Raw genomic sequence first — 24,663 nt, forward strand, 5'->3', positions numbered from 1 at the left:
CTTACTTCAGTGCAAGTGTACGAACGATGCGATCGGCCCACGCCTTGTCGTCGGCGGGGGACGGCAACCGCGGCGGGCGGGGATGGCCCACGCTTTGGCCCATCGACTCGAGCAACGCCTTGGTGCCCGATACGTAGCGATGGCCAAAGACGAAATCGATGACCGGCAGAATGCGACGGTACACCTCACGAGCGCGATCCAGGTCTTTCTCGACGACCGTCGCCGTGTAGAGGTCGGCGAACTCGGCCGGCATCACGTTGGAGCCAACGGCCACCCAGCCGATCGCCCCTTCCACGTAGGACTCGAACCCCAGCACGCCGCCGAACACACCGATCTTGTCACCGCACAGTCTTAGAATGTCGCGTACTCGGGTGACCTCGAGCGTGGACTCCTTGATGTAGGCGACATTCTCGATCTCGGCGAGCCGGGCGACCGTTTCGGGCTGCATGTCCACGTTGGCTGCATTCGGGTTGTTGTAGATCATGATCGGCAGCGACACGGCGTCCGATACCTGCTTGTAGTGATGGTAAAGCTCGTCTTCGGTAGGGCAGCTGTAGAACGGCGGAATGATCATCAGACCATCCGCGCCGAGCGCCTCGGCTTCGCGGCTATAGCGCACCACGTCATTGGTGTTTTCCGCGCCGGTCCCCACCAGCACGGGCACGCGACCGGCCGCCTGATCGATCACGGTCTTGGCCACCAGGCGGCGCTCCTCGTCGGTCATCGAGAGAAACTCGCCGGTGCTGCCAAGCGGTATCAGGCCATGGATGCCCTGTTCGATCTGCCAATCGATGAACGAGCGCAGCCTCTCCACGTCTACGTTCAGGTCGTCATCGAACGGGGTGATAAGCACACTATAAGTACCGGCGAACTGGGGCATTGGGATTCCTACTCAACGTTAACGGGTTCTGAAAAGATCAGGTAAGGCAGTGACGACCTGGGGTACATAGGTGGCCAACAGGAGCACGGCCAGCATGAAACTCAGCGGCAGCACGATCTTCGACGCCACGCGCATGATCGGGCGCTGGGCAATGCTGCTGGCCACGAACAGCGTGATGCCGTAGGGCGGCGTCACCATGCCGATGGACAGGTTGATGATGATGACCACCCCCAGATGGAGCGGGTCGATACCGTAGCTTTGAGCGACAGGCATGAGTACCGGCACCAGGATCAGGATGGCGGCGATGCTTTCCATGAACATGCCGATGAAGAGCAGGCCGACATTGAGCAGGGCCAGAAAGATCAACGGATTGTCGGAGATGGACTGCAGGAACCCGACCAGCAGCTGGGGCGCGCCTTCGCGGGCCACCAGCCAGGAGAAGATGTTGGCCACGGCGATGATCATCATCACCGACGCGGAAATGCTGGCGGCGCGCAGTATCAGGCGAGGCAGGTCACGAAGCTTCAGCTCACGATAGATCAGAAGCCCCACCAGCAGCCCCGTGGCTACCGCCACGGCGGCGGCCTCGGTCGGGGTGAAAACGCCGCCGACGATACCGCCAATGATGATCAGCGGCATCAAGAACGCGGGGATCGCCTTGAAAGCGGTCGAGCCCAGCTCACGCAGCGAGAAAGGCTGAACATGGCTGTAGACCCCACCGTGGCGACGCGCATGGAGATACCCTGCCAGCAGAAGCCCCGCCGCCATCAAGAACCCGGGCACGACCCCGGCGATGAACATGTCACCTACCGAGACGTTGCCCACGGATGCCAGCACGATCATCATGATGGAGGGAGGAATGACTGGCCCCAGCGAGCCCGCTGCCGCCATCAAGCCTGCGGCGAAGTCGATATCGTAGCGACGGCGCCTCATCTCCGGCAGCATCAGGGAAGCGGTGGCCGCCGTGTCCGCAGAACCGGACCCGGACACGGCGGCAAGCCCCGTGCCCGAGACGACCGAGACCAGCAGCAGCGAGCCACGAATCCAGCCGACCAGAGCGGTCGCGAAATCGATCATGCGCCGAGCGATGCCACCGCGCTCCATCAAGAGCCCGGACAGCACGAAAAAGGGAATGGCCATGATGGTGAAACTATCCAGGCCGGCAAACAGGCGCTGGGAGATGATGCTGCTGGGAATTCCCTCGCCCATCAAGACGAGACTCGCGGACACGCCCATGGTGAACACGATCGGGGCGCCAGCGATCAGCAGCACGACAAACAGTACGAGGACCATGATCATGAGACGGCGCCCTCTTCATCGTTCTGGTCGGCGTTGGTGGAGCTTGCGAATATCTTTCTCGAATAGGCGATGAAGAACTCGAGGAAGAAATACCCGAGCCCTACCGGCAAGGAGAGATAGGGAATCCACATGGGAATGCCCAACGCCGAGGACGTCTGCATCTGCCCAATCTGCAGCAGCCGCTGACTGCCCAGAATGGCCAGCCACAAGAACCAGCTGCCCAGCAGCAGAATGAACAGCGCGGCCACACGCTTGAGAAACATCGGCAGCGCTTCATAAAGTATATCGACGCCGATATGGAGCTTTTCGCGCATCGCCACTCCGGCGGCGAGAAAGATCACCCATATCTGCGCGAAGGTGGCGGTTTCCGCAGCACCCGCCACGGAAAAACCGAACACGTATCGCCCCGCTACCAGGGTAAGTATTGCCACGACCATATACGCAAATAAAACGACGATGCATGCTGCAATCAACACGCGAATGCACTGCAGCACTCGTTCTGCCCATCGCACTATAGGTGTCATGATATCTCCCGAAACAGCGGGGCCATTTACGACGCGGTAAATAGCGAATGGCGGTTCAATGTTGCTGCTGAATCATGTCCAGAAGGGTCTTCTTCTGATCCGTATCGACGTATTGGCTGTAAACCGCCTGCGCTCTTTCACGAAAAGGTGCCAAGTCCGGCTGAGTGAATTCGACGCCGGCATCCAGGAGCTCTTCGCGAATGCGGGTATCCATTTCGGCATACACCTGACGTTCGTAATCCGCGGACTCTTGACCGGCGACCACCAAGGCCTGCTGCACGTTCTCGGGCAGGCTCTGGAAGCGCTGTTCGGACATGATCAGATCGGCCACCAGGGTCGTCCAGCTGACCTCGGCAAGGTAAGGCGCCACCTCATAGAAACGCTGAGCCTGGTAGTTGGTGTACGCCGCTTCGGCGCCATCCACCACACCGGCTTCGAGCGCAGCATAGAGTTCGCTGTAGGCAAGCGGTGTCGCGTTGGCACCGAACTCATTGAACGCCGCCACATGCGCCGGGATCTGCATGGTACGGATGCTTTGACGATCCAGATCCTCGATACTGTTGACGGGCTCCTGAGTCACGATATGGCGAATACCGGCTTCGTAGAAACCGAGCAGGCGAAAGCCGTTGTCCTGCATGGTCGACGCCAGTCGTTCGCCCACTTCTCCATCGAGCACGCGGTACATGTGAGCGCGATCATCGAAAAGAAACGGCAGGTCGAAGATCGAGAGTTCAGAAACGAAATTGGTCAGCACGCCATTGGTGGGAACGGCGATATCCAGGGTTCCCAACAGCACGCCCTCGATCATTTCTCTTTCGTTGCCCAGTTGATTATTGGGAAAGATCTGAACCGTCACGTCACCATTGGTTTCTCGCTCGACGACTTCGGCAAACTTTTCCAATCCCTTTTGATAAGGCTCACTCAGATTGGCCGAGTGACCGGCTCTCAAGACCAGAGTGTCCGCCAAGGAAGCCGTCGAACAGGTAGTGGTGAAAACGGCCATTGCAACAGCTATAGATTTTTTCATAGTTATATCTCTTAGACGTTGTAGCCCATTTGTAGACCAGTGGTATACCAGCTGTCAACTGTCATTTCGTTGGTAGTTAGCTCAGCGTTATGCAACAAAAAAGGGATTCAATCGGACGTTACTGCACAGATTTAGTGCATGCCCTGACACGTTTAACCAAAGATAGTCGATCAACCGATTCTCATAGCGCCATGGCTAGCCTTGCACCCGCCATGACAATCAGCTCGCGCACCAAATTCGTGCCGTCAGAGCGAGTTATATTTAGATGGCATCGAAAATATTTTTCTTGGTTTCGCGCAAATGAAGCTGCATGGCGTTGCGCGCCTGTTCGCTATCGCCACTGACGATGGCGTGGATGATCGCAAGGTGAGCGTCATAACCAGGAAAGGATCGCGCGGGCAGCGTCTGGTTCTCGAAGATCTGCGTCGTCTTTCTCAGCTCGGAGATGATCTTCAGCAAGACTTCGTTGCCCGTTGCCTTGGCGATCCCCATGTGCAGCGTCTGATCGAACTCCCACTGCTGCTTGAGACCGGTCTGCTCTGCCTGGCGAATGGCCTCGAGCTTGCTGGCCCACTCGGTGATCATGTCGGTACCGGCCTTCGCCGCCGCCAGGGCTGCCGCCTCGGGCTCCAGAAGCTCACGCACCTGAAGCGCCGCCACGTATTCATTGATGGCAATCTTCTTCACGCCGATGGTTCGCGCGTTGAGACGCTCCAGCCACCCCTCGGCTTCCAGGCGACGCAGGGCTTCCCTGACCGGTGTGCGCGACATGTCGAGCTCATCCGCCAGACGCCTTTCCTGAATGATATCGCCGCCCGAGAGTTCACGTGCCAGTATCATCCGCATGATGGCATCGTAAGCAACGCTGGATAAACCACCTTGCTCGGTTCGCTCGTTATGTTCACTATCGTTCAATGCTAGAAACACTCGTCTTACCTCGGTACAAATCATTGGTCATCATGAACTTTCCATTCTAGCCAGCTTCGTAAAACACTCACCAGGACTATTTACCGGTCGACTTTTAATCACGGCAAGAACACCGAAAGCGATAAAAGAAGTTTTGATTCTTGTTAACGATAGTCTCGACGTACTCGGCCCTGATCAAGCCGTGAGTCCGATTCCACGCAGGATCACCGAGGTGACCGTTTGCACCGCCTTTTCGAACTGTTGGTCGTCGAGGGGCTGGCGTAGCCCTATGACGCAAACGAGAAAGACTTCGCCGACGCTGGCAGCGCAAGCGACGACAAAAAAAGCACCGCCCGAAGGCGGTGCTGAGACGATGTCCTAGATGGCTCGAGACGTCAACTCTGGCGGGTCAGGAGCGTCAGTTCTGATTAGCCGGGAAGGAGAACTCCGCCCGGGTCGCCTCACTCACCGAAGGCCAGCGCTGGGAGACCGCCTTGCGGCGGGTGTAGAAGCGCACGGAATCCGGCCCATAGGCGTGCAAGTCGCCAAACAGCGAGCGCTTCCAGCCGCCGAAGCTGTGATAGGCCACGGGTACCGGCAGCGGCACGTTGACGCCGACCATGCCGACTTCGATGGCGTCGGTGAAGCGCCGGGCGGCCTCGCCATCGCGGGTGAACAGGCACGTGCCGTTGCCGTACTTGTGGTCGTTGATCAGTTGCATGGCATCATCGAGGCTTCCCACGCGCACCACGCAGAGCACCGGGCCGAAGATTTCTTCCTGGTAGATGCGCATGTCACGTTTGACGTGATCGAACAGGCAGCCGCCCACGAAGTAGCCGTTTTCATGGCCTTTCACGGTCAGCTCGCGCCCGTCAGCCACGAGTTTCGCGCCACTTCGCACGCCCTCCTCGATATATCCGAGTACCTTGTCGCGGTGTTCGGCGGTGACCAATGGGCCCATGTCCAGGCCCTTGTCGGTGCCGGGGCCGACCTTGAGCGCGGCGATCTTGGGCAGCAGCGTTTCCACCAGCCGGTCGGCGGTTTCGTCGCCCACACATACCGCCACCGAGATCGCCATGCAACGCTCGCCGCAGCTGCCGAAGGCCGCGCCCATCAGCGTATTGGCAGCGTTTTCCAGATCCGCATCCGGCAGCACCACGGCGTGGTTCTTGGCTCCACCCAAGGCCTGAACGCGCTTGCCGTTCGCCGTGCCCCGGCTATAGATCGCCTCGGCCACCGGTGTGGAACCGACGAACGAGATCGCCTTGATCGCCTTGGCGTCCAGTAGCGTCTCGACCGCCTCGCGCCCGCCGTGGACCACGTTCATCACGCCATCCGGCAGCCCGGCCTCCTTCAAGAGTGCTGCCACCGCGTGCGCCGCGCTGGGGTCCTTTTCCGAGGGCTTGAGCACGAAGGTGTTGCCGCAGGCGATCGCCATCGGATACATCCACAGCGGCACCATGGCGGGGAAGTTGAACGGAGTGATACCCGCCACCACGCCCAGCGGCTGGAAGTTCGACCAGGCATCGATCCCCGGGCCGACGTTGTGGGAGTACTCGCCTTTCAAGAGTTCCGGCACGCCGCAGGCGTACTCGACGTTCTCGATGCCGCGCTTGAGCTCGCCCAGGGCATCCTCCGGGGTCTTGCCGTGCTCCTCGCTGACAAGCTGTACCAGACGCTCGGCGTTGTCTTCCAGAAGCTGTTTGAAGCGATACATCACTTGGGCGCGCTTGGCCGGCGGCGTGTCGCGCCAGGCGGGAAATGCCGCCTGGGCGGCGGCAATGGCGCGCTCGACGTCTTCGCGGCGGCCCTCTGCCACCTGGCGAATCACCTCGCCGGTGGAGGGGTTAGTGACAGCAAGCGTGTGCTCGCTTTTAACGGACTCGCCGTTGATCAGGTGGGTGATGTGTTCCATCGAGGTCTCCTTGGTCGGTCAGGCGAGGGCATCCAGGGTGGTGGCGACGGCATCGAACAGCCGCTCGAGTTCGGCGTCGGTGGTGCCGAAGGGAGGGCCGAACTGCAGCGTGTCGCCGCCGAAGCGCACGTAGAAGCCTGCTTCCCACAGCGCGAGGTGCGCATCGCGCGGGCGAAGGGTCGGGTCGCCCGCGCGCGGGGCGAGCTGGATGGCGCCCGCAAGCCCAAAATTGCGAATATCCACCACGTGGGGGCGGCCCTTCAGGGCGTGAAGTTTTTGCTCGAAGGCCGGGGCGATACCGCGCACCTGGGCGGGGAAGTCCTCGCGCTCGAGCATCTCGAGAGCGGCAAGACCCGCGGCGCAGGCCACCGGGTGGGCGCTGTAGGTGTAGCCGTGGGGGAACTCGATGGCGTGGGCCGGGCCGCCGCCGTGCATGAAGGTATCGAAGATCTCGCGGCTTGCGATCACCGCGCCCATCGGAATGGCACCGTTGGTGACCTGCTTGGCCACGTTCATGATATCCGGCGTCACGCCAAACGCCTCAGCGCCGGTACGGGCGCCGCTGCGTCCGAAGGCGGTGATCACCTCATCGAAGATCAAGAGGATATCGTGGTCGGTGCAGATCTGGCGCAGCCGATCCAGATACCCCTTCGGCGGTACGATGACGCCAGCGGAGCCGGACATCGGCTCGACGATCACTGCCGCGATGGTCGAGGCGTCGTGCAGCGCGATCTGATCGAGCAGCGCATCGGCCAGCGCCGCGCCGGTCTCGGCCTGACCACGAGTGAACGCGTGTCCCGCCTGCAGGGTGTGCGGCAGGTGGGTGACGTCCATCAACTGGCCGTAGTGCTTGCGGTTGCCGCCGATGCCGCCCAAGCTCGTGCCGCCGATGTTGACCCCGTGATATCCCTTGGCGCGGCCGATCAGGCGCGTTTTTTCGGGTTTACCCTTCAGGCGCCAGTAGGCCTTCGCCATCTTGATCGAGGTGTCCGCCGCGTCCGACCCGGAGTTGGTGAAGAAGACGTGATCGAGCCCTTCGGGCGTCAGGCTCGCGATCTTCTCGGCCAGCTGGAACGCCAAGGGGTGGCCGATTTGAAAGCCCGGCGCGAAGTCGAGCGAGCCGAGCTGTTTCGAGACCGCCTGCTGAATCTCCTCGCGGTTGTGCCCGGCCCCGCAGGTCCAGAGCCCGGAGAGCGAATCGAATAGCTTGCGGCCCTGATCGTCGATGTAATAGCGCCCTTCGGCCCCGGTGATGACCCGGGGGTTCGCACGAAAATCCCGGTTGCCGGTGTAGGGCATCCAGTAGTGGTGGTTGAGTGCCGTGCTAGTGCGCTCGGCAGAGGCACTACGGGGCGAAGCGCCCGTGGAAAGATCCGTCATGGCTCCGGCTCCAGAAGTGGAAGACCCCTCCAGCATGCGCCGCTCGCCACGTTTATAAAAACAGATTTTTCTTTAGTTCACGTTAGAGAATTCATACGTTAGCATTTTCCTTCGCAGCATCCGCTTGATTGTTTCGGTTTCCCAAGCTCCAAAGATGAGCGTTGCCGGTCAGCCCACCGGAATGAGGGTACGGTTCGGGGTTTCGCTCATGCTTGACCACGAGGGTGCTTCAATCCAGATCATCCAGCGTGACCACGATATCCCGCTGCGAGACATCCACATCCCAGAAGGTGTAGCTGTCCTTGTCTTCATCCACCAGGCGAATATCGAAGATGGGGCTGGTGTAATTGGTCAGCGTCACGCGCTGGGTATCGCCGTCTCTCAACACGTCGCTGCCCAACACATCCTCCTCCCAGCTCGCCGCGACCGGAGGGAGCGAATTTGATGGCCTGATGATGTGCTCTACTACGCGGCGACAAGCTTCTTGGCCCTAAGGTCGTTACGGTGTTGCTCAGCATGCCACAGCTCATATTGAGCCTGCTGGGTTAGCCAGCTCTCCGATGAGGTATTAAAAGCGATAGAAAGCCTGACTGCCATTTCCGGGCTAATACCAGCTTTGCCGTTCAAAACTGCGCTTAACGTTTTTCGGCTGACCCCGAGCGCTTGTGCCGCCGCTGTCACAGACAAACCAAGAGGCTCCAAGCACAGCTCTCTTATGACTTCACCTGGATGGGGGGGTTGTGCATCAACATAGGAGTACCTCAGTGACAATCTTCGTAATTCACTATCTCGGCGTCTCCATCCTCAAAACGGAACGTCATGCGCCAGTTGCCGCTTACCGTCACCGACCAGATTCCCGACCGATGGCCGGAAAGCTCCTGAAGCCAAAGCCTCTTTGGATGAGCGGCCTGAATACCCGCAGTGCTACCAGACTTGAAGAACTCGGCCAAGCCCTTGTGTTTGATGCTTCGTATCAACCTCTAAACGCAACCTGTAACGTACAGGGTGTCAATTTGCATAACGCTTGGCTTTGCGGCGTGCCGGAGCGCAGCGTAGGCGCTTCCGACAACAGCCATTTGTTAAAACCTCAGTCCGCGTCAGGGTCAAAGGTATGCTCCGGGTAGTAGCGGAGGACCTTATACATTTTGGGCGTTCCCCTCACAGTCTCAACCTCTACATCAACCACATAAGCAAGTTCATGCCAAGGCTTCCCAAATTTTGGTTCCGCATGCAGCATCTCATCCTTTACCGCATTATTCTCGAAAATTACCTTTAAGGCTGATTTCGAGAGGTCATCGATGATTGCTCGATTACCTGTGTCTGAATTCGGATCAAATTTTGTCTGGTACCAATACATCACCTTTCGGGTATGTATGTTGCCTTCGGGGGTATCCATGTCGGATATCAGGTTTCCGATTCGGTTCTGCATGGCATTTGCTTCGGTGGAATTGATGATGAATTGCTGGATTACCTTGCCATTGTCGGAAACATTTATGTTCATTTGAGAGCCATTATCCTTCGCCACAGGCTCAACAAATTTGTTCCACTCTTGAAGATCCTGCTTTGTTAGCTCTTTTGGAGGTTTCTCTGCTCTACCCAATAACCAACCACAAATCCCCTCTGCGACTTTGGACCATTGAGCCAACGAACCACCTTCCCACAGCAGAGGTATTATTGGTGCAGCATGGGAAATTAACTCGACAATGATTGACCCGCTACGAACCTCTTTAATCAGTAACTCGGAGCCTATATCCGTTTCCCGATTGGTCTCAGACTCGACAAACTTTTGAAACTGATGATTGAAAGCCAGTAAAGAGAGAGATAGATCTTCCAGACCGACAGGGTTTTTGTTATTGATTTTTATCTCAAGCCGCTTGCTGAGATCAATCTCCATTATATTGTTCATATATTTTCCTGACATTTCATCAGCATAGCGAAGCCACTCACTGATGTCATTAGTTTTATCATTGCCTGCAAAATTAGCACCAGATCAGCACTGATACCGATCCTTAATGTATTGGTGGTAATAGCGTCCAACAGAGCCAGAACTTATAAAATCATGGAACACTGATTCTGGAACGCCACAGAACGTGTAAATCGGATGGCTATCTTCAAAATCGATAAACATTCTGGAACTGGTAGCATCATATCCGATTTTTCTTATGGCTTTTGAGCTTACAGAAACCCACTCAATCATGATGCTCTCCCGAGATTTTAACGCTGCGCTCTGCGGAAATTTAGGAGCGCCAGCGAATAAATTTTCCGTAGCAGCGCCTTGTTATAGCAAGCTTTGCTGACTATTACTGCCGTACTTTCCAATCTCTTCAGTGGACACACTGATCGACTCGATTTTTAGTAACTTATTTGAAATTGCAGACTGAAAATAGTCATAAAACTTATCGATATTCCAAAGCCGATTATTGTCTTCTCCCTCGATATCTAGCATGATTAGAACTAGTTCAGCTGAAATTCCTTTCGCTTGACGATAAAGGTATATTTTATTGAGCATTACGTAAAGACGATCATAATACATTGGAGAGATCGAGCCCTTAGGACGAACATCAATAAATCGCTCTTGACCCGCCCCCTTTATATACCCGTCGAAAATAATTCTTCTGTGCATTATTGGGTCAATCTCATCGAATGCTTGTGAAAACTCAGCGCGCTGAATTATCACTGAATCAGATATTGAGAGGTTTTTGGCGTATTTCTCCATTCCAATAATCTCAGCTGTTCTACGCAATTCCATCCTTGCCCTAGACTCGTCTCTAGCCTTTTGACGCTCTGCCATGTACTCCATAGCGCGTTGAGCTTCCTTTTGTTCCTCCTGATCCTCTTCAGCATCAGATTCTGGTGCTTTTACAACTCCAAGCAGTTTCAACCACTCATCAGATGGTGCATTGTATGTATTGTTAACTTGTGATTGCTGGATATTTGATACGATCTTAAAAAGCTCTTGCCGTAACTCTTTATTCTCGCTTGTTACTTTTTCCTTCTCATGCTCTTTCTTTTGAACCTCTCTACTCAGTGATAATATCTTACCCAAACTAAGATTATTGAAAGATTCCGACAAAACCAGCACAACAACAAACCCTATTATCGTAACAATGCCTGTTGTTATTTGGTATTTCGGTTCGGCCAGATAGAAGCTTAAGAATGCCATAGAGAAAAGCGCTAATACGAAAAGCACTATTAAAGTTCTTACAAAGTAATTTGGTTTTTCCGACAACCTCTTTCTCCTTAGATTTGTGCTCTACAGCTATAACAGTGATTATACGCCCAGCTGCATAACCTCAATAAACGTGCCGGCGCGTTCATTGAGGTTATGCAGCCAACCCCGAAACTATAACCCATTGATAAATAAAGTACGGCCTAATTCTCAGGCAGCCTATCCTTTCTTCGCGTGCCCGCTCGTTTTGCTCAATTCCATCACACCCTACCCACAAATTTACCTTCGGTCACGCGTAAACTCGATGAAAGCCGTCAACCATAGGTCGCAGCCCCACACACTCGTCAGCATTTCACCCCAGCCAAACACAACACTACCGCTCGCAAGCGGCAGCATCGAACACGTGGTTTCAAAGGAATGCTCTAAAGCACCACCTCATACCCTTCAAACTTCGGCGGCCCCAGATAAATCCCTTCCGGCGACTTGGCATTGGCATGCGCCTTGCGAAACGCATCGGACTGCGTCCAGGCGCGGAAGGCCTCCTGGCTTTCCCAGATACTGTGGGAGATGAACACGGTATGGTCGTCCTGCTTGTCGCCCTGGAGCATCTTGAACTCCTTGAAGCCGGGTACCTCGTCCAGGTGGGAGTCGCGGTTGCGCCATACCTCGAGAAACTCCTCTTCCCGGCCCGGGGCGATACGAAAACGGTTCATGGCGATGTACATGGGCTTGCTCCTTGGGAGATTGTGACCAACGCTTGATGGTAACGCTACGACCCGGGCACGGATAGCCCAAGGAGCCCCATGGCCACTGCCAGTATTCACGTGGTGTGGTTCAAGCGCGATCTGCGCGTTCATGACCACGCGCCACTGACCCTTGCCGCCGAGGCAGGTTTGGTACTGCCGGTGTTCGCCATCGAGCCCGGCCAGTGGCAGGCGCCAGACAGCGCATTGCGCCACTGGCAGTTCGCCGCCGAGTCACTGGTCGATCTCGCGGCGGCGCTGCGCGAGCGGGGGCTGCCGCTGTGTATCTGGCAGGGCGATATGCTCGCGCTGCTCGCCGCGCTGAAGGCGCACTACGGGGCGCTTACGCTCTACTCGCATGAGGAAACCGGCAACGCCTGGAGCTACGCGCGCGATGTGGCGGTGCTGGATTGGTGCCGCGCTAAAGGCGTGACGTGGCACGAATATCGTCAGGTGGGCGTGGTGCGCGGGCTCAAGAGCCGCGTGGATCAAGAGGCCTGGGAGGAACAGTGGGAGGCGCTGATGCAGGCCGCGCCCTTCAAGGCACCCACCAATGCCCACGCTGCGCCAGGCTGGGAGGCGTTTCATCATGTCGAGATAGAGGAACTGGCCGAGCTAACGCTTGGCTTCGACACCACGCCCTGCCCGGCGCGCCAGCCCGGCGGTCGGCGGGCCGGGCGGGCGCTGTGGTACGACTTCATCACCCGGCGCGGCGAGCGCTACCGGGGTTCGATCTCGAAGCCTTTGTTGGCCGAGGTGCACGGCTCGCGGCTGTCGCCGCACCTGGCTTGGGGGACGCTCTCGATGCGCGAGGTGGTGCGCTCGCTGCGCCATCAACGCGAGAAGCACGCCGAGAAGACCCGCTGGGCGCACTCGCTAAGAGCACTCGCCTCGCGGCTGCACTGGCACTGCCACTTCATCCAGAAGCTCGAAAGCGAGCCGAGTATCGAATCGTACACGCTACACCCGGCGCTCAAGGGGCTGCGCGAGCGCGACCCCGAGCACCCGCGACTGCTGGCCTGGAAGCGCGGCCACACCGGGGTGCCGCTGGTGGATGCCTGCATGCGCTGCTTGATCCATACCGGCTGGATCAACTTCCGCATGCGCGCGATGCTGATCTCGTTTGCGACCTTCGGCCTTGGCCTTCACTGGCGTGAGCCCGGGCTGCACCTGGCGCGGCTGTTCACCGATTTCGAACCCGGCATCCACTACCCGCAGATCCAGATGCAGTCCGGCGCCACCGGTTTCAATACGCTGCGCATCTACAACCCGATCAAGCAGGCGGAAGACAACGACCCGAGCGGCGAATTCGTCGCCCGCTGGGTGCCGGAGCTTACCGCACTCCCCGTCGAGTGGCGGACCAAACCCTGGGCGCTGCCGCAGAGCCTGCAGACGCGCTACGCCTTCACCCCCGGCGAGCACTACCCGCTGCCCCACGATTTCGAAGCCGAAGCGCAGGTGTGGAAAACGCGCATCTTCGAGATGAGTCACACGCCGCAGGCGAAAGAGATCAGCCAGGTGCTGATGGCTCGGCTTGCCAGCCACCGCCGCCCCAGCGCCCGACGCGGGCGGATAAAACCCGTGGATCATCGCCAGCTTGCGCTGTTCGAGCCGCCCGCCGACTGAGCGGCGCCGTGTGCTTTGACCCACAACCGGTAAGTGATTAGGCTACGGCCTCCATCTCGATGCCCCGCGCGGGGCGAACGCCAGGCGCCCACCATGCAGCTGACCCGGTTCACTGACTACTCGATTCGCGTGCTGATCTATCTCGCCGTCAAGCAGGAGGCGCGCTCGACGATCGGCGAGATTGCCGAGGCCTTCGATATCTCGCGCAACCACCTGATGAAGGTGGTGCACGAGCTCTCGCGCAAAGGCTACGTCACCGCGATGCGGGGCAAGAATGGCGGGCTGGTGCTGGCGCGCGCTCCCGACACCATCGGGCTCGGGGCATTGGTGCGCGATACCGAGCAGGACCTGGGGCTGGTCGAGTGCTTCCAGCAAGGCAACGGCTGCGCGATCACCCCGGCCTGCCGGCTGCGGCCGATTCTCGGCGAGGCGCTGGCTGCCTTTCTCGCCGTGCTCGACCGCTACACCCTGGCAGACGTGCTCGATGGCCACGTACCGGAGCTCGCCGGGCTTTTGCGCATCCCCGCTGCCCAGCTATGAGCGCTGCCTTTCAATAACCCACCACTTCTTGATCCAGATCAACATCCGGCGAGCCTGCGCGCTTGAGCTAATCAAGCCCGCCTTATAAGATTCATTTTAAATACATCTTATAAGGAGCACGCCATGCTGAGCCACGACCAGGAAGCCTTGATTGCCGCCACCGCCCCGGTGGTCGCCGAACACCTCGAAGCCATCACCCGCCGTTTCTACCCGCTGATGTTCGAGCGCTACCCGGAGGTGAAGGTGCTGTTCAACGAGGTCCACCAGCAAAACGGCAGCCAGCCCCGGGCGCTGGCCGGCGCGGTGCTGGCCTACGTGCAGCTGCGCGGCAACCCGGCCAAGGCGCGGGCGGCGCTGGATATCGTGGTCAGCAAGCACGTATCGCTCAACATCCTGCCCGAGCACTATCCCATCGTCGGCGAGTGCCTGATGGCGGCGATCGGCGAGGTGCTGGGAGACGCGCTCACCCCGGAGATCGCCGACGCCTGGGGCGCGCTCTACGGGGAACTGGCCGCCCTTCTGATCGATCTCGAGGACCAGCGCTACCGCGAGTTCGAACGCCGCCCCGGCGGATGGCGCGGCGCGCGCCGCTTCAGAATCGCACGCACCCGTCAGGAGAGCGCGGTGATCCGCTCTTTCGTGCTGGAGCCTGAAGACGGCGGCCCGGTGGCGGATCATCTGCCGGGCCAGTACATTGGCGTGCGCGTGCTGATCGACGGCGAGCCGGTCTACCGCCACTACAGCCTCTCGGACATCGCCAATGGCAAGAGCTACCGCCTCTCGATCAAGCGCGAGGCGCAGGGCCGCGTCAGCCGCCACTTTCACGATACGCTGGACGTGGGCGATACGCTGGAGCTGCTGCCGCCGGCGGGTGATCTCACGCTCATCGAGGGCAGCGAACCCTTGCTTCTGGCCAGCGGCGGGGTGGGCCAGACGCCGCTTCTCCCCATCGCCCGCCAGGCGCTTTCAAAGGGCCGCCGGGTGGTCTACCTGCACGCCGCCATCGACCGCGATCACCATGCCTTTCGTGATGACGTCCAGGCGCTCGCCCGTGACTACCCGGAGCAGCTCACGGTGATCGACGTGCTGGAAAACGGGGACGAGGCGGCGCACATCGGACGCATCGACCAGGCGCTTCTGGCGCGCTACCTGCCGGGCACCGACACGCACTGCTACTTCGTCGGCCCCCAAGGGTTCATGGCGATGATGGACAAGGCGCTTGCGGCGCTGGGCGTCGATGAAGCCCACCGCCATTACGAGCACTTCGGCCCCGCCCGGCCGCTGGCCGCCGCATGACAGAAGTAAACGGCCGAGAAGCCAGCAGCCGACTGCAAGCGCTCGCGACCTAGTCGAGCGCTTGCAGCGACGCTTCGATGATACCCAGTCCCTCTTCCAGCACCTCGCTCGAGACCGTCAGCGGTACCAGAATGCGCACGGCGTTGCCGTAGAAACCGCAGGAAAGCAGGATCAGGCCCTGCTCGCGCGCCTTGGCGCAGAGCGCCGCGGTAGCGGCGGAGTCGGGCTTGCCGTTGGCGTCTACCAGCTCGAAGGCGGCCATGGCACCCAGATGGCGGCCGTGGGCCACGTGCTCGAAGCGCGCTTCCCACACCGCAAAGCGCTCGGCGAGCATCCGGCCCATCTGCTCGCTGCGCGCGAGGATGTTCTCTTCCTCGATCGTCTCGATCACCGCCAGCGCCGCCGCACAGGCGAGCGGGTTACCGCTGTAGGTGCCGCCCAGCGAATTCGGGCCGGAGGCGTCCATCACCGCGGCGGTGCCCACGACCGCCGAGAGCGGCATGCCGTTGGCGAGGCTCTTGGCGGTGGTGAGGATGTCCGCTTCGATGCCGCTGTGTTCCAGCGCGAACAGCTTGCCGGTACGGGCGAAGCCGGACTGCACTTCATCGGCAATCAGCAGAATGCCGTGCTCGTCGCACAGCGCGCGCAGGGCCTGCAGGTACTCGGGAGAGGCGATGTAGAAGCCGCCTTCACCCTGCACCGGCTCGATGACGATGGCCGCCGTGCGGTGCGGGGCGATGTCGGTCTTGAATAGCGTGCGGATGGCCTCCAGAGACGCTTCTTCGCTGATGCCGTGGATCGGGTTGGGGAACGGCGCGCGAAAGACGTCACCCGGCATCGGGCCGAAATCGTTCTTGTAGGGCAGCACCTTGCCGGTCATGGCGAGTGTCATCATGGTGCGCCCGTGAAAGGCACCATCGAACGTGATGATGCCAGAGCGACCAGTGGCAGCGCGGGCGATCTTCACCGCGTTCTCCAGCGCCTCGGCGCCGGTATTGACCAGCATCGCCTTGCGCTCGGGGCCGCGCACCGGGGTCAGTTCGCACAGCTTCTGGCACAGCTCGACATAGGGCGCGTAGGAGATCACGGCGGCGCTTGTGTGCATCACCTTCTTGAGCTGGGCCTCCACCGCCGCGACGATCTTCGGGTGGCGGTGGCCGAGGTTCAGCACGCCGATGCCGCCGGCGAAGTCGATCCAGCGGTGGCCGTCGGCGTCCCAGATTTCCGCGTTTTCGGCGCGCTCGGCGAACTGGGTGGTCGGGGTGGCGGCGCCGTTGGCGACAAAACGGTTCTTCAGCTCGTTCAATTCGTGGTTGGTCATCGTCAACTCCTTATAGCCCGCCGATGCAGGCGTACTTCAGTTCGGTAAATTCATCGAGCCCGTGATGGGAGCCTTCACGGCCAAGGCCGGACTCCTTCACCCCGCCAAAGGGCGCAAGCTCGGTGGAGATCAGCCCTTCATTGACGCCAACCATTCCGTATTCGAGTGCTTCCATCGTGCGCCAGATGCGCCGGTAGTCGGTTGCGTAGAAGTAGGCGGCCAGGCCAAAAGGCGTATCGTTGGCCATGGCGATCGCCTCGTCGTCGCGCTCGAAGCGAAACACCGGTGCGACCGGGCCGAAGGTCTCTTCACTGGCCACGGCCATGTCGGTGGTCACGTTTGCCAGCACCGTGGGGGTGTAAAAACGCTCGCCGGCCGCGTGGGCGTTGCCGCCGCACACCAGCCGGGCGCCCTTCTCCTGGGCGTCGCTGACGTGGCGCTGTACCTTCTCGACCGCCGCCTGATTGATCAGCGGGCCGATAGTGCTTCCCTCACTCAGGCCGTCGCCGACTTTCAGCGTCTGGACGCGGGCGGCGAGCTTTTCGACGAAGGCGTCGTACACGCCGTCCTGAACCAGAAAGCGGTTGGTGCACACGCAGGTCTGACCGGCGTTGCGGAATTTCGAGGCGATGGCGCCGTCGACGGCGGCGTCGAGATCCGCATCGTCGAAGACGATGAACGGGGCGTTACCGCCGAGCTCCATGGCGGTCTTCTTGACCGTGCTGGCGCACTGGGCGAGCAGGCGTTTGCCCACCGGCGTGGAGCCGGTGAACGACACCTTGCGCACGCGCGGGTCCGTGGTCAGCACTTCGCCCACCTCGGCGGGTTTGCTGGCGGTGACCACGTTGATGGTGCCGGCAGGCAGGCCCGCCTCGCGGCCAAGATACGCCGCCGCCAGTGCGGTGAGCGGCGTTGCTTCGGCAGGCTTGATCACCACGGTGCAGCCAGCAGCCAGCGCCGGGGCGCACTTGCGGGTGATCATCGCCAGCGGGAAGTTCCAGGGCGTGATGGCGGCGACCACGCCGACCGGCTCGCGCGTGACCAGAATGCGCTTGTCCGCGCCGTGGCTCGGCAGCGTTTCGCCGGCCATGCGCTTGGCTTCCTCGGCGAAGAACTCGATGAAGGAGGCGCCATAACCTACCTCGCCTTTCGCTTCGGCCAGCGGCTTGCCCTGCTCCAGGGTCATCAGCCGGGCGAGATCGTCAGCGTGTTCAGAAATGAGTTCGAACCAGCGGCGCAGGATTCTTGCGCGCTCCTTGACCGGAGTCGCGCGCCAGGCGGGGCCAGCTTCATACGCCGCCGCCACGGCGTCTGCGGTGTCGCTACCGCCAAGCTCCGCCACGCGGGCGATGGTTTCGCCGGTGGACGGGTTGTCGACGGCAAAGGTCGCTTCCCCTTGGCGCCACTGTCCGCCTACCAGTGCCGGTACGCTGTCGTTTAACCATTGATCGATAAAACTCATAAAGTACTCCCAGACGTTACAGATCGTTCAACATGTGACGGTCGCTGTAGGCGCGCCCGTAGGTGCGCAGCGAATAGACGTAGAGGATGAGGCCCAGAAGCGACCAGCCGGCGAAGATGATCCACTCGGCACCGGTGAGCGCGGCGGGGCTGCCGGGCAGGTAGAGAAACGCCATGGCCAGCGACATCAGCACCGCCGCCACGCCGCAGGGCATGCCGAAGCTGACGCGAAACGGGCGCGGCATGTCCGGCTCGCGCACGCGCAGCACCAGAAAGGAGACGGCGACGAACAGATAGGCGATGACGATGCCAAGACCGCCGGCGTCGACGATCCACACCAGCGCCGGGCGGCCAAAGAACGGCGCGATGCAGGAGAGAAAGCCCATCAGGAAGATGGCATTGGTCGGCGTCTTGTAGCGCGGGTGCAGCTTGGCGAAGGTCTGCGGAAGCATCCCCGCCTGGGCCAGCGCGTAGATCGCCCGCGAGCCGCCGATGTAGAAGGCGTTCCAGCTGGTGATGATGCCCGCGATACCCGCCAGCACCATCAGGTTGCTCGCCCAGGCGGCGTCGAACAGCACGCCCATGGCTTCCGGCACGGTCAGGCTGGCGTTGTCCAGTGCGGCGCTATCGAGCATCAGACTGGTACCCAGGATGATCAGCGAGTACCAGGCCACCGCCAGCAGCACCGAGAGCATCAGCACCTTGCCGATCGCCTTGTAGGGCAGGTCGATCTCTTCGGCGGCCTGGGGGATGACGTCGAAGCCGACGAACAGAAACGGCACCATGACCAGTACCGCCATGATGCCGGCGGCCACACCCGCCTCTCCTGGGGCGAACAGCGGCGTCATGTTGGCGGTGCTGCCCTCGAACAGGGCACCGGTGATGAACATCACACCTACCACCAGAATCAGCCCGGTCACCACCTTCTGCAGGAGTGCAGCGGTGGTGACGCCGAAGTAATTGATCGCCATCATGGCGAGCGAGCCGCCCACGCCGACCGCCACCCAGGTAGCCTTCACTTCCCAGCCGGCGATGGTCCAGAGATGCCCCACCGCGTAGTCGGGCGCGATGTACTCGACCACCGTCGGCAGCGCCACGGCCTCGAAGGCCACCACGCTCAAATAGCCCAGGATGATCGCCCAGGTACACAGAAACGAGGCCCCGTGGCCCAGCGCCCGGTAGCTGTAGACGTGTTCGCCGCCCACCTTGGGCATGGCCGAGGCGAGCTCGGCGTAGGTCAGGCCCACCAGCACGATGGCGAACCCGCCGACGATGAAGGCGAGAATGGCCCCCAGGCTTCCGGCGGACTGGATGGCGGTGCCGGTCAGCACGATCCAGCCCCACCCGATCATGGCCCCGAAGGCCAGCGCCAGCACGTCCCCGCGTGCCAGTACGCGAACAAGCCTGGCTTGTTCAGGAGTCGATGTCGTCATGATGATGTTTTCCAGGGTCGTTGATTATTATGTGAGCAGTGCGGCGTTGTTGTTTGAGACAGCTGTTGTTTGAGACGCCGCCCGCTGCCTGCGGGCGCAACGCGCCTTTCTCTACACGCTAGCAGGGTCGCCGCGCGGCGCGAATGGACCACTTGGCTGTTTGACTGGACCACTTTGCGCCTTTGTGCGATAACGCTCGGATTTGACGATGAATCTGCCGTGAAGAGCCTTGCGTTGAAGGAGCGTCGATGAGTCGGGAAGAGATGCTGGAGACGTTCGCGGCGCTCTACGCGCGCGAGCCCGAACGGCTGAGCAAGCAGGTGCGTATCGAGCAGGCCCTGCGCCAGGCGGTGACGCGCCACTGGGCGCCGGGCAGCCGCTTGCCGGCGCACCGGGCGCTGGCCGAGCGGATCGGCTGCGCGCGCCAGACCCTGGCGCTGGCCATCGACACCCTGCTCACCGAGGAGCTTTTAAGAACGAGTCACGGCCAGGGCACCTGGGTGCGCCGCAGGGCGCCTGCGCCGAATCCTTCGCCATTGAGCACACCGCTTTCGCGGCGCGCCCGCCAGGTGCTGCGCGCGCCGGGTTCGAGCGCGATCCAGAGCGGCGCCTTCATGCCCGGCATCCCGGATATCGCCCAGTTCCCCATGCGCCGCTGGCGCCAGCTCTACACCAGCGTTACCGTGGCCCAGAACGCGCTGCTGCTCTCCTACTCCACCGGCGGCTACGGCCCACTCAAGCGGGCGATTCGCGATTTTCTCGCCCGCTGGCGCCACCTCGACTGCGACGTCGACCAGATCATCATTACCGACGGCACTCACAACGGCATCGAGCTGTGCGCCATGGCGCTCACCGATACGGGCGACACGGTGGCGATGGAGTCGCCCTGCTACTGGGGCGCGCGCAACATCTTCACTGCCGCCGGGCTCGAGCTTGCCCTGCTGCCCTGGGACCCGGTTCGGGGCCACAGGCTTCCCGCCAAGCCGCCGCCGGTGGCGCTCGCCTACCTGACCGGCACCCACCACTACCCGCTGAGCGAGCCGGCCAGCGCCCGCCACAAGGGGCAGCTGTGCGAGGCGCTGGCGCCGGGCTACGTGCTGGAGGACGACTACGAGTTCACCGAAGGCGATCACGAGGCGCTTCTGTTCGACCCCGCCTCGCCACGCCATTTGCTGGTGGGCTCGTTTTCGAAGATGATGTTTCCCGGCCTGCGCCTGGGCTACCTGGTGGTACCGCGCCACCTGGCGGAGCCGATGAACCGCCTGCGCAGCGAACTCTTTCGCGAGGGCCGCATGCTCGACCAGGCGGTGCTCGCCCAGTTCATCTTCGACGGCGACCTGGACCACTGGTGCCGGCGCATCCAGCGCGACTATCTTGGCCGCCAGCAGGTGCTGCACGACCAGCTGGCGAGTTTGCCCGGCGTGAAGCGGGTCTCGCCGCCGAGCAGCACCATCAGCCTGTGCGTGGAGTTCGAGCCCGGTATCGACGACGTGGCCATCGCCCAGGCGCTGTTGCAAGAGCACCTGATCGTGCGGGCGCTGAGCCCGGTATGCGCCGAGCACGATCACCGGACGGGGCTGGTGATGGGCGTGGGCATGCTCTCCGGGGAGACGCTGAACCGCGAGGTGCTGCGCCTTCGCCACTGCCTGGCGGCGCTTTTGCGCACGCCATGACGACAAGACGCGCCAAGCGCCAATGACCACAGGGGATGACTCATGTTTCAACGCGCCAATTCGACGCGCGGCCCGGCGCGCCTGCGCTGCCTGGGAGTGCTGCTGGCGCTCTCGCTGCTGACCGGCTGCGCCACCTTCGCGCCCAACCCGCCGCAGGACCAGAGCAACGTCTGCGAGATCTTTCGCGAACAGCCGAGCTGGTACGACTATGCCCGGGATTCCCACCAGCAGTGGGGCACGCCGATCGCGACGCAAATGTCGTTCATCCAGCAGGAGTCGTCGTTCAGAAGCCACGTGCGCCCGGATCGCAAGTACTATCTGGGCTTCATTCCCGGCCCCCGGCCCTCCTCGGCCAAGGGCTACGCCCAGGCCCAGGACCCAGTGTGGGGCGAGTACCGCGACCAGGCGGGGAGCCTGTTCGCCCGGCGTACTCACATGAAGCACGCGACCGACTTCATCGGCTGGTACAACGCCCGCACCCGGGCCCAGACCGGCATTTCTCTGAACAACCCCGAGCACCTCTACTACGCCTACCACGAAGGCGCCGGCGGCTATCAGCGCGGCACCTACCGCCAGAAGCCTCACGTGCTGCGCGCCGGGCGCGAGGTGGCGTCACGCGCCGGTCGCTATCAGGCCCAGCTGGGCGCCTGCGAAGCCGAGTTCCAGTGCCGCAAGTTCTATCAGGTATGGCCTTTCTGCCGTTAAGGATTGTCGATGAGTTTGTTGATAGGCGCCGCTTTCGTCGGCGTGGTGTTTTTCACCTCGCTTCTGTCCGGCGTGTTCGGCATGGCCGGCGGGCTGGTACTGCTCTGGTTTCTGCTGCTGGTGTTCCCGGCGGCCTCGGCCATGGCGGTGCACGGGGTGATCCAGCTCACCGCCAACGCCTCGCGCGCCTGGCTTTCCCGGCGTTTCATCCACTGGCGGGTGGTGGCGCTGATGGCGACGGGCGTGGTCGGGGCGGCAGGGCTTCTGCTGCTGTTTCGCTACAGCCCCGACGCCGCCACGGTGTCGATTCTGATCGGCCTGATGCCGATTTTGGTGTGGATGCCCAAGCGCTGGTTCCATCTCGATGCCAGCCGGGCGAGCCACGCGATCACCTGCGGACTGGCTTCCGGGGGCCTGACCATCGCCGCCGGGGTGTCCGGCCCCTTGATCGACATCTTCTTCGTGCGCTCGCGGATGGACCGCCGCCAGGTGGTGGCGACCAAGGCGATGATCCAGGTGGTTGCCCACAGCATCAAGATCCTGTTCTATCTCGGCGCGGCGCTGTCGCTCAGCGGCGCCGAGTGGGGCATCGTCGCGCTGGCCGCGCCCTTCGCCCTGGCGGGCACCCAGGTGGGTACGCGTATCCTGCACCGGCTGACCGATGCCAACTTCCGCGCCTGGACACGCTGGATCGTCACCGCCATCGGCGTGTTCTACCTGATTCAGGGCATCACCCTGCTGACGAACTGACCGCTTTGGTGCGATTGACAGGGTCATTGGTGCAGGCTATCGTCTCGATGAATGTAAATGAGAAACATTTTTACCTTTGCCGAGTCGCCCGCAGGAGAATCGACATGACACGGTGGCGTGCCTCTCAGGAGCAGCGTCAGCTGCGCCAGAAAATGATCTTTCTGCGGACCTCTTTCGAGGCCATGCAGCACGCCATCGCCCCGCGCCTGGCGGACCCGCTGCCCTGCTGGCTGGATACCGGCACCCTTGCGATGCTCGCCCGCGAGCTGACAAGTGCCTGCCGCGAGGCGCAGACGAGCCTGGCGCCGCCTTCGCGCACCCCGCTCTGCCTTGCCGCGAACCAGTGCCAGCTGCTGCTCAAGCAGTGCCCGGGCGTGCTCAGCAGCGCCGTGTGCCACCGCCAGCTCGGCGACATCGTGAACGCGCTGAACGAGGCGCTCGTACACGCCGCGGCCCCCGCCTCCGCCCGGCGCTGGTTCTGGTCGTCTTGATTCGGGCACGGCGCGCACTGGTATGATAGCCGCCCACTCGGCGCCGCCGCTTATCTAAACGACCCACAAGGCCACGCATGACTCCCGCCAACTCCCCGACTCCGCCCCGCCCGTGGTACCGCACGGTGCCGGATCCGATGGTCCTGATCTTCCTGATCCTGGTGGCCACCTATCTTCTGACCTTCGTGATTCCCGCCGGCGAGTTCGAGCGCATCACCGAGAACGGACGCACCGTGGTGGTGCCGGGCTCGTTTCAATATCTGAGCGACGTGGCCCCCATCGCGCCCTTCGATATCTTCGTCGCCATTCCTCAGGGGTTGATCAACGCCTCCCAGTACCTGTTCATCGTATTCATCGCCGGCGGGCTCTTTCATGTTCTGCAGAAGACCGGGGCGCTGGAGAACGCCATTGGCGTGGCAGTGAACAAGGTGGGTGTGCGCCGGCGTAACTTGATCATCACCGTGGGCACCTTCATCTACGGCTTCTTCGGCGTGGCCGTGGGCTACGAGAACAACATCGCCCTGGTGCCGATCGCGGTGCTGATCGCCAGCGCCATCGGCTGCTCGAGCCTGGTGGGTACCACCATGGCAGTGGGCGGCATCGGCGTGGGCTTCGCACTCTCGCCGATCAACCCCTACACCGTGGGTGTGGCCCAGGGCATCGCGGAACTGCCGACCTTTTCAGGCGCCTGGCTGCGCACGCTGCTGCTGGTGACGTCGCTGGCCTTGCTTGCGCTCTACATCTGCAAGCGTGTGGTGCCCATGCCGTTCAAGGAGGCCGCCAACGCCGAGGGCATGAGCCGCCCGCTGCACGAGTACTCGCTCACTCGGCGCAACGTGGCAACGCTGGTCGCCTTCGTGCTGGGGCTTGCGGTGATGCTCTACGGGGTGTTCACCCGGGGCTGGTACATCAACGAGATCGCGGCGATGTTCCTGGTGATGGCGATCGCCATCGCCGCCCTCAACGGGCTCTCGCCCAACGCCTTCGTGGCGCGCATGATCGAAGGCGCGTCCAGCGTCACGGCGGGGGCCATGGTCATCGGCCTTGCCGCCTCGATCCAGGTCATCCTCGCCGAGGCCTCGATCATCGACACCATCGTCAATGGCCTGAGCGGACTGCTCGACGGCGTGCCCGCCGGGCTGACCGCGATCCTGGCAAGCGTGTTGCAGGGCGTGATCAACCTGTTCATCCCCTCCGGCTCCGGCCAGGCGCTGGTCACCATGCCGATCTTGATTCCGCTGGCGGATCTGGTCGGCATCAGCCGCCAGCTGATGATCACCGCCTTCCAGGTCGGCGATGGGTTGACCAACCTGATCATTCCCACCTCCGGCGGGATGCTGGCGATGATCGCGCTGGGCCGGGTGAGCTACGAGCAGTGGCTCAAGGCCATCCTGCCGTTCATGGGGCTGGTCTATCTTCTGAGCTTCGCCGGGCTGGTGCTGGGCCAGGCCGTCGGCTACTGAACGACGCGCCGCGAATCGCCGTACGGCCAGTGGTCAGGCCAAGCGGCGATTCGCGGGCTAT

25 protein-coding genes are annotated in these 24,663 nt (G+C 61.5%); 8 read left to right on the forward strand and 17 right to left on the reverse strand.

The window, feature by feature from the left end; translation table 11 throughout:
* Position 1: 1 nt before the first annotated feature.
* The 14 genes from dapA to hmuQ form a co-directional block, all read right to left on the reverse strand.
* Complete coding sequence (gene dapA, locus GEV37_RS04040) at positions 2-880, reverse strand: 4-hydroxy-tetrahydrodipicolinate synthase (RefSeq protein ID WP_227388903.1); 879 nt, start codon at positions 878-880, stop codon at positions 2-4.
* An 18-nt stretch (positions 881-898) separates the two neighbouring features.
* Positions 899-2,179: a TRAP transporter large permease gene (locus tag GEV37_RS04045; protein WP_227388904.1), complete on the reverse strand. Its 1,281-nt coding sequence runs from the start codon at positions 2,177-2,179 to the stop codon at positions 899-901.
* Positions 2,176-2,616, reverse strand: coding sequence for a TRAP transporter small permease (locus tag GEV37_RS04050; RefSeq protein WP_264477654.1), 441 nt, complete (start codon positions 2,614-2,616; stop codon positions 2,176-2,178). The genes GEV37_RS04045 and GEV37_RS04050 overlap by 4 nt, the downstream gene beginning before the upstream one ends.
* Before the next feature lie 142 nt (positions 2,617-2,758).
* A complete protein-coding gene (locus GEV37_RS04055; protein WP_227388907.1) occupies positions 2,759-3,730 on the reverse strand; it encodes a TRAP transporter substrate-binding protein in 972 nt (323 codons plus the stop codon).
* A 261-nt stretch (positions 3,731-3,991) separates the two neighbouring features.
* Positions 3,992-4,681: a GntR family transcriptional regulator gene (locus tag GEV37_RS04060; protein WP_227388908.1), complete on the reverse strand. Its 690-nt coding sequence runs from the start codon at positions 4,679-4,681 to the stop codon at positions 3,992-3,994.
* 373 nt (positions 4,682-5,054) lie between these two features.
* Positions 5,055-6,551, reverse strand: a complete 1,497-nt coding sequence (locus GEV37_RS04065) for a CoA-acylating methylmalonate-semialdehyde dehydrogenase (RefSeq protein ID WP_227388909.1) — start codon at positions 6,549-6,551, stop codon at positions 5,055-5,057.
* A gap of 18 nt (positions 6,552-6,569) precedes the next feature.
* On the reverse strand, positions 6,570-7,931 hold the full coding sequence (gene aptA / locus GEV37_RS04070) for an omega-aminotransferase AptA (RefSeq protein WP_227388910.1): 1,362 nt from the start codon (positions 7,929-7,931) through the stop codon (positions 6,570-6,572).
* A 229-nt stretch (positions 7,932-8,160) separates the two neighbouring features.
* Positions 8,161-8,334, reverse strand: a complete 174-nt coding sequence (locus tag GEV37_RS04075) for a hypothetical protein (protein ID WP_227388911.1) — start codon at positions 8,332-8,334, stop codon at positions 8,161-8,163.
* A gap of 62 nt (positions 8,335-8,396) precedes the next feature.
* The gene (locus GEV37_RS04080) at positions 8,397-8,702 is read right to left on the reverse strand and encodes a HigA family addiction module antitoxin (protein WP_386111155.1); all 306 of its coding nucleotides are present in this window, start codon (positions 8,700-8,702) and stop codon (positions 8,397-8,399) included.
* Positions 8,693-8,776: a hypothetical protein gene (locus GEV37_RS17065; protein WP_386111273.1), complete on the reverse strand. Its 84-nt coding sequence runs from the start codon at positions 8,774-8,776 to the stop codon at positions 8,693-8,695. The genes GEV37_RS04080 and GEV37_RS17065 overlap by 10 nt, the downstream gene beginning before the upstream one ends.
* Before the next feature lie 242 nt (positions 8,777-9,018).
* Positions 9,019-9,837 carry a hypothetical protein gene (locus GEV37_RS04090; protein WP_227388913.1) on the reverse strand — a complete coding sequence of 273 codons (819 nt, stop codon included), beginning with the start codon at positions 9,835-9,837 and terminating at the stop codon, positions 9,019-9,021.
* An 84-nt stretch (positions 9,838-9,921) separates the two neighbouring features.
* Positions 9,922-10,128, reverse strand: coding sequence for a KTSC domain-containing protein (locus GEV37_RS04095; protein ID WP_076939701.1), 207 nt, complete (start codon positions 10,126-10,128; stop codon positions 9,922-9,924).
* Between the two features lie 81 nt (positions 10,129-10,209).
* Positions 10,210-11,160, reverse strand: coding sequence for a hypothetical protein (locus tag GEV37_RS04100; protein ID WP_227388914.1), 951 nt, complete (start codon positions 11,158-11,160; stop codon positions 10,210-10,212).
* A 362-nt stretch (positions 11,161-11,522) separates the two neighbouring features.
* Positions 11,523-11,825, reverse strand: a complete 303-nt coding sequence (gene hmuQ / locus GEV37_RS04105) for a heme-degrading protein HmuQ (RefSeq protein ID WP_227388915.1) — start codon at positions 11,823-11,825, stop codon at positions 11,523-11,525.
* 78 nt (positions 11,826-11,903) lie between these two features.
* On the opposite strand from hmuQ, the gene GEV37_RS04110 reads away from it, so the two are divergent.
* From GEV37_RS04110 to hmpA, 3 genes are all read left to right on the forward strand, one after another.
* Positions 11,904-13,469, forward strand: a complete 1,566-nt coding sequence (locus GEV37_RS04110; protein ID WP_227388916.1) for a cryptochrome/deoxyribodipyrimidine photo-lyase family protein — start codon at positions 11,904-11,906, stop codon at positions 13,467-13,469.
* A 93-nt stretch (positions 13,470-13,562) separates the two neighbouring features.
* Entirely contained in the window at positions 13,563-14,009 is a 447-nt protein-coding gene (locus GEV37_RS04115; protein ID WP_227388918.1) for an Rrf2 family transcriptional regulator, read from the forward strand.
* Positions 14,010-14,132: 123 nt separating this feature from the next.
* Complete coding sequence (hmpA, locus tag GEV37_RS04120; protein WP_227388919.1) at positions 14,133-15,305, forward strand: NO-inducible flavohemoprotein; 1,173 nt, start codon at positions 14,133-14,135, stop codon at positions 15,303-15,305.
* Positions 15,306-15,354: 49 nt separating this feature from the next.
* Here hmpA and gabT read toward each other — a convergent pair whose 3' ends face one another.
* From gabT to GEV37_RS04135, 3 genes are read right to left on the reverse strand one after another with little or no spacing between them, the layout of a single operon-like run.
* Positions 15,355-16,626 carry a 4-aminobutyrate--2-oxoglutarate transaminase gene (gene gabT / locus GEV37_RS04125; protein WP_227388920.1) on the reverse strand — a complete coding sequence of 424 codons (1,272 nt, stop codon included), beginning with the start codon at positions 16,624-16,626 and terminating at the stop codon, positions 15,355-15,357.
* A gap of 10 nt (positions 16,627-16,636) precedes the next feature.
* Complete coding sequence (locus GEV37_RS04130; protein WP_227388922.1) at positions 16,637-18,088, reverse strand: NAD-dependent succinate-semialdehyde dehydrogenase; 1,452 nt, start codon at positions 18,086-18,088, stop codon at positions 16,637-16,639.
* 16 nt (positions 18,089-18,104) lie between these two features.
* Entirely contained in the window at positions 18,105-19,520 is a 1,416-nt protein-coding gene (locus GEV37_RS04135) for an APC family permease (RefSeq protein WP_227388924.1), read from the reverse strand.
* 248 nt (positions 19,521-19,768) lie between these two features.
* On the opposite strand from GEV37_RS04135, the gene GEV37_RS04140 reads away from it, so the two are divergent.
* The 5 genes from GEV37_RS04140 (at position 19,769) to GEV37_RS04160 (ending at position 24,602) form a co-directional block, all read left to right on the forward strand.
* Entirely contained in the window at positions 19,769-21,193 is a 1,425-nt protein-coding gene (locus GEV37_RS04140) for an aminotransferase-like domain-containing protein (protein WP_227388925.1), read from the forward strand.
* Between the two features lie 42 nt (positions 21,194-21,235).
* Positions 21,236-21,898, forward strand: a complete 663-nt coding sequence (locus GEV37_RS04145) for a transglycosylase SLT domain-containing protein (RefSeq protein ID WP_227388927.1) — start codon at positions 21,236-21,238, stop codon at positions 21,896-21,898.
* A gap of 9 nt (positions 21,899-21,907) precedes the next feature.
* The gene (locus tag GEV37_RS04150; protein WP_227388928.1) at positions 21,908-22,648 is read left to right on the forward strand and encodes a sulfite exporter TauE/SafE family protein; all 741 of its coding nucleotides are present in this window, start codon (positions 21,908-21,910) and stop codon (positions 22,646-22,648) included.
* Positions 22,649-22,752: 104 nt separating this feature from the next.
* A complete protein-coding gene (locus tag GEV37_RS04155; protein WP_227388929.1) occupies positions 22,753-23,139 on the forward strand; it encodes a hypothetical protein in 387 nt (128 codons plus the stop codon).
* Between the two features lie 77 nt (positions 23,140-23,216).
* Entirely contained in the window at positions 23,217-24,602 is a 1,386-nt protein-coding gene (locus tag GEV37_RS04160; RefSeq protein WP_227388931.1) for a YfcC family protein, read from the forward strand.
* The last annotated feature ends 61 nt before the right edge of the window (positions 24,603-24,663 follow it).

Source organism: Vreelandella malpeensis, assembly GCF_020622355.1.
In the GTDB taxonomy this organism is placed as follows: Bacteria; Pseudomonadota; Gammaproteobacteria; order Pseudomonadales; family Halomonadaceae; genus Vreelandella; species Vreelandella malpeensis.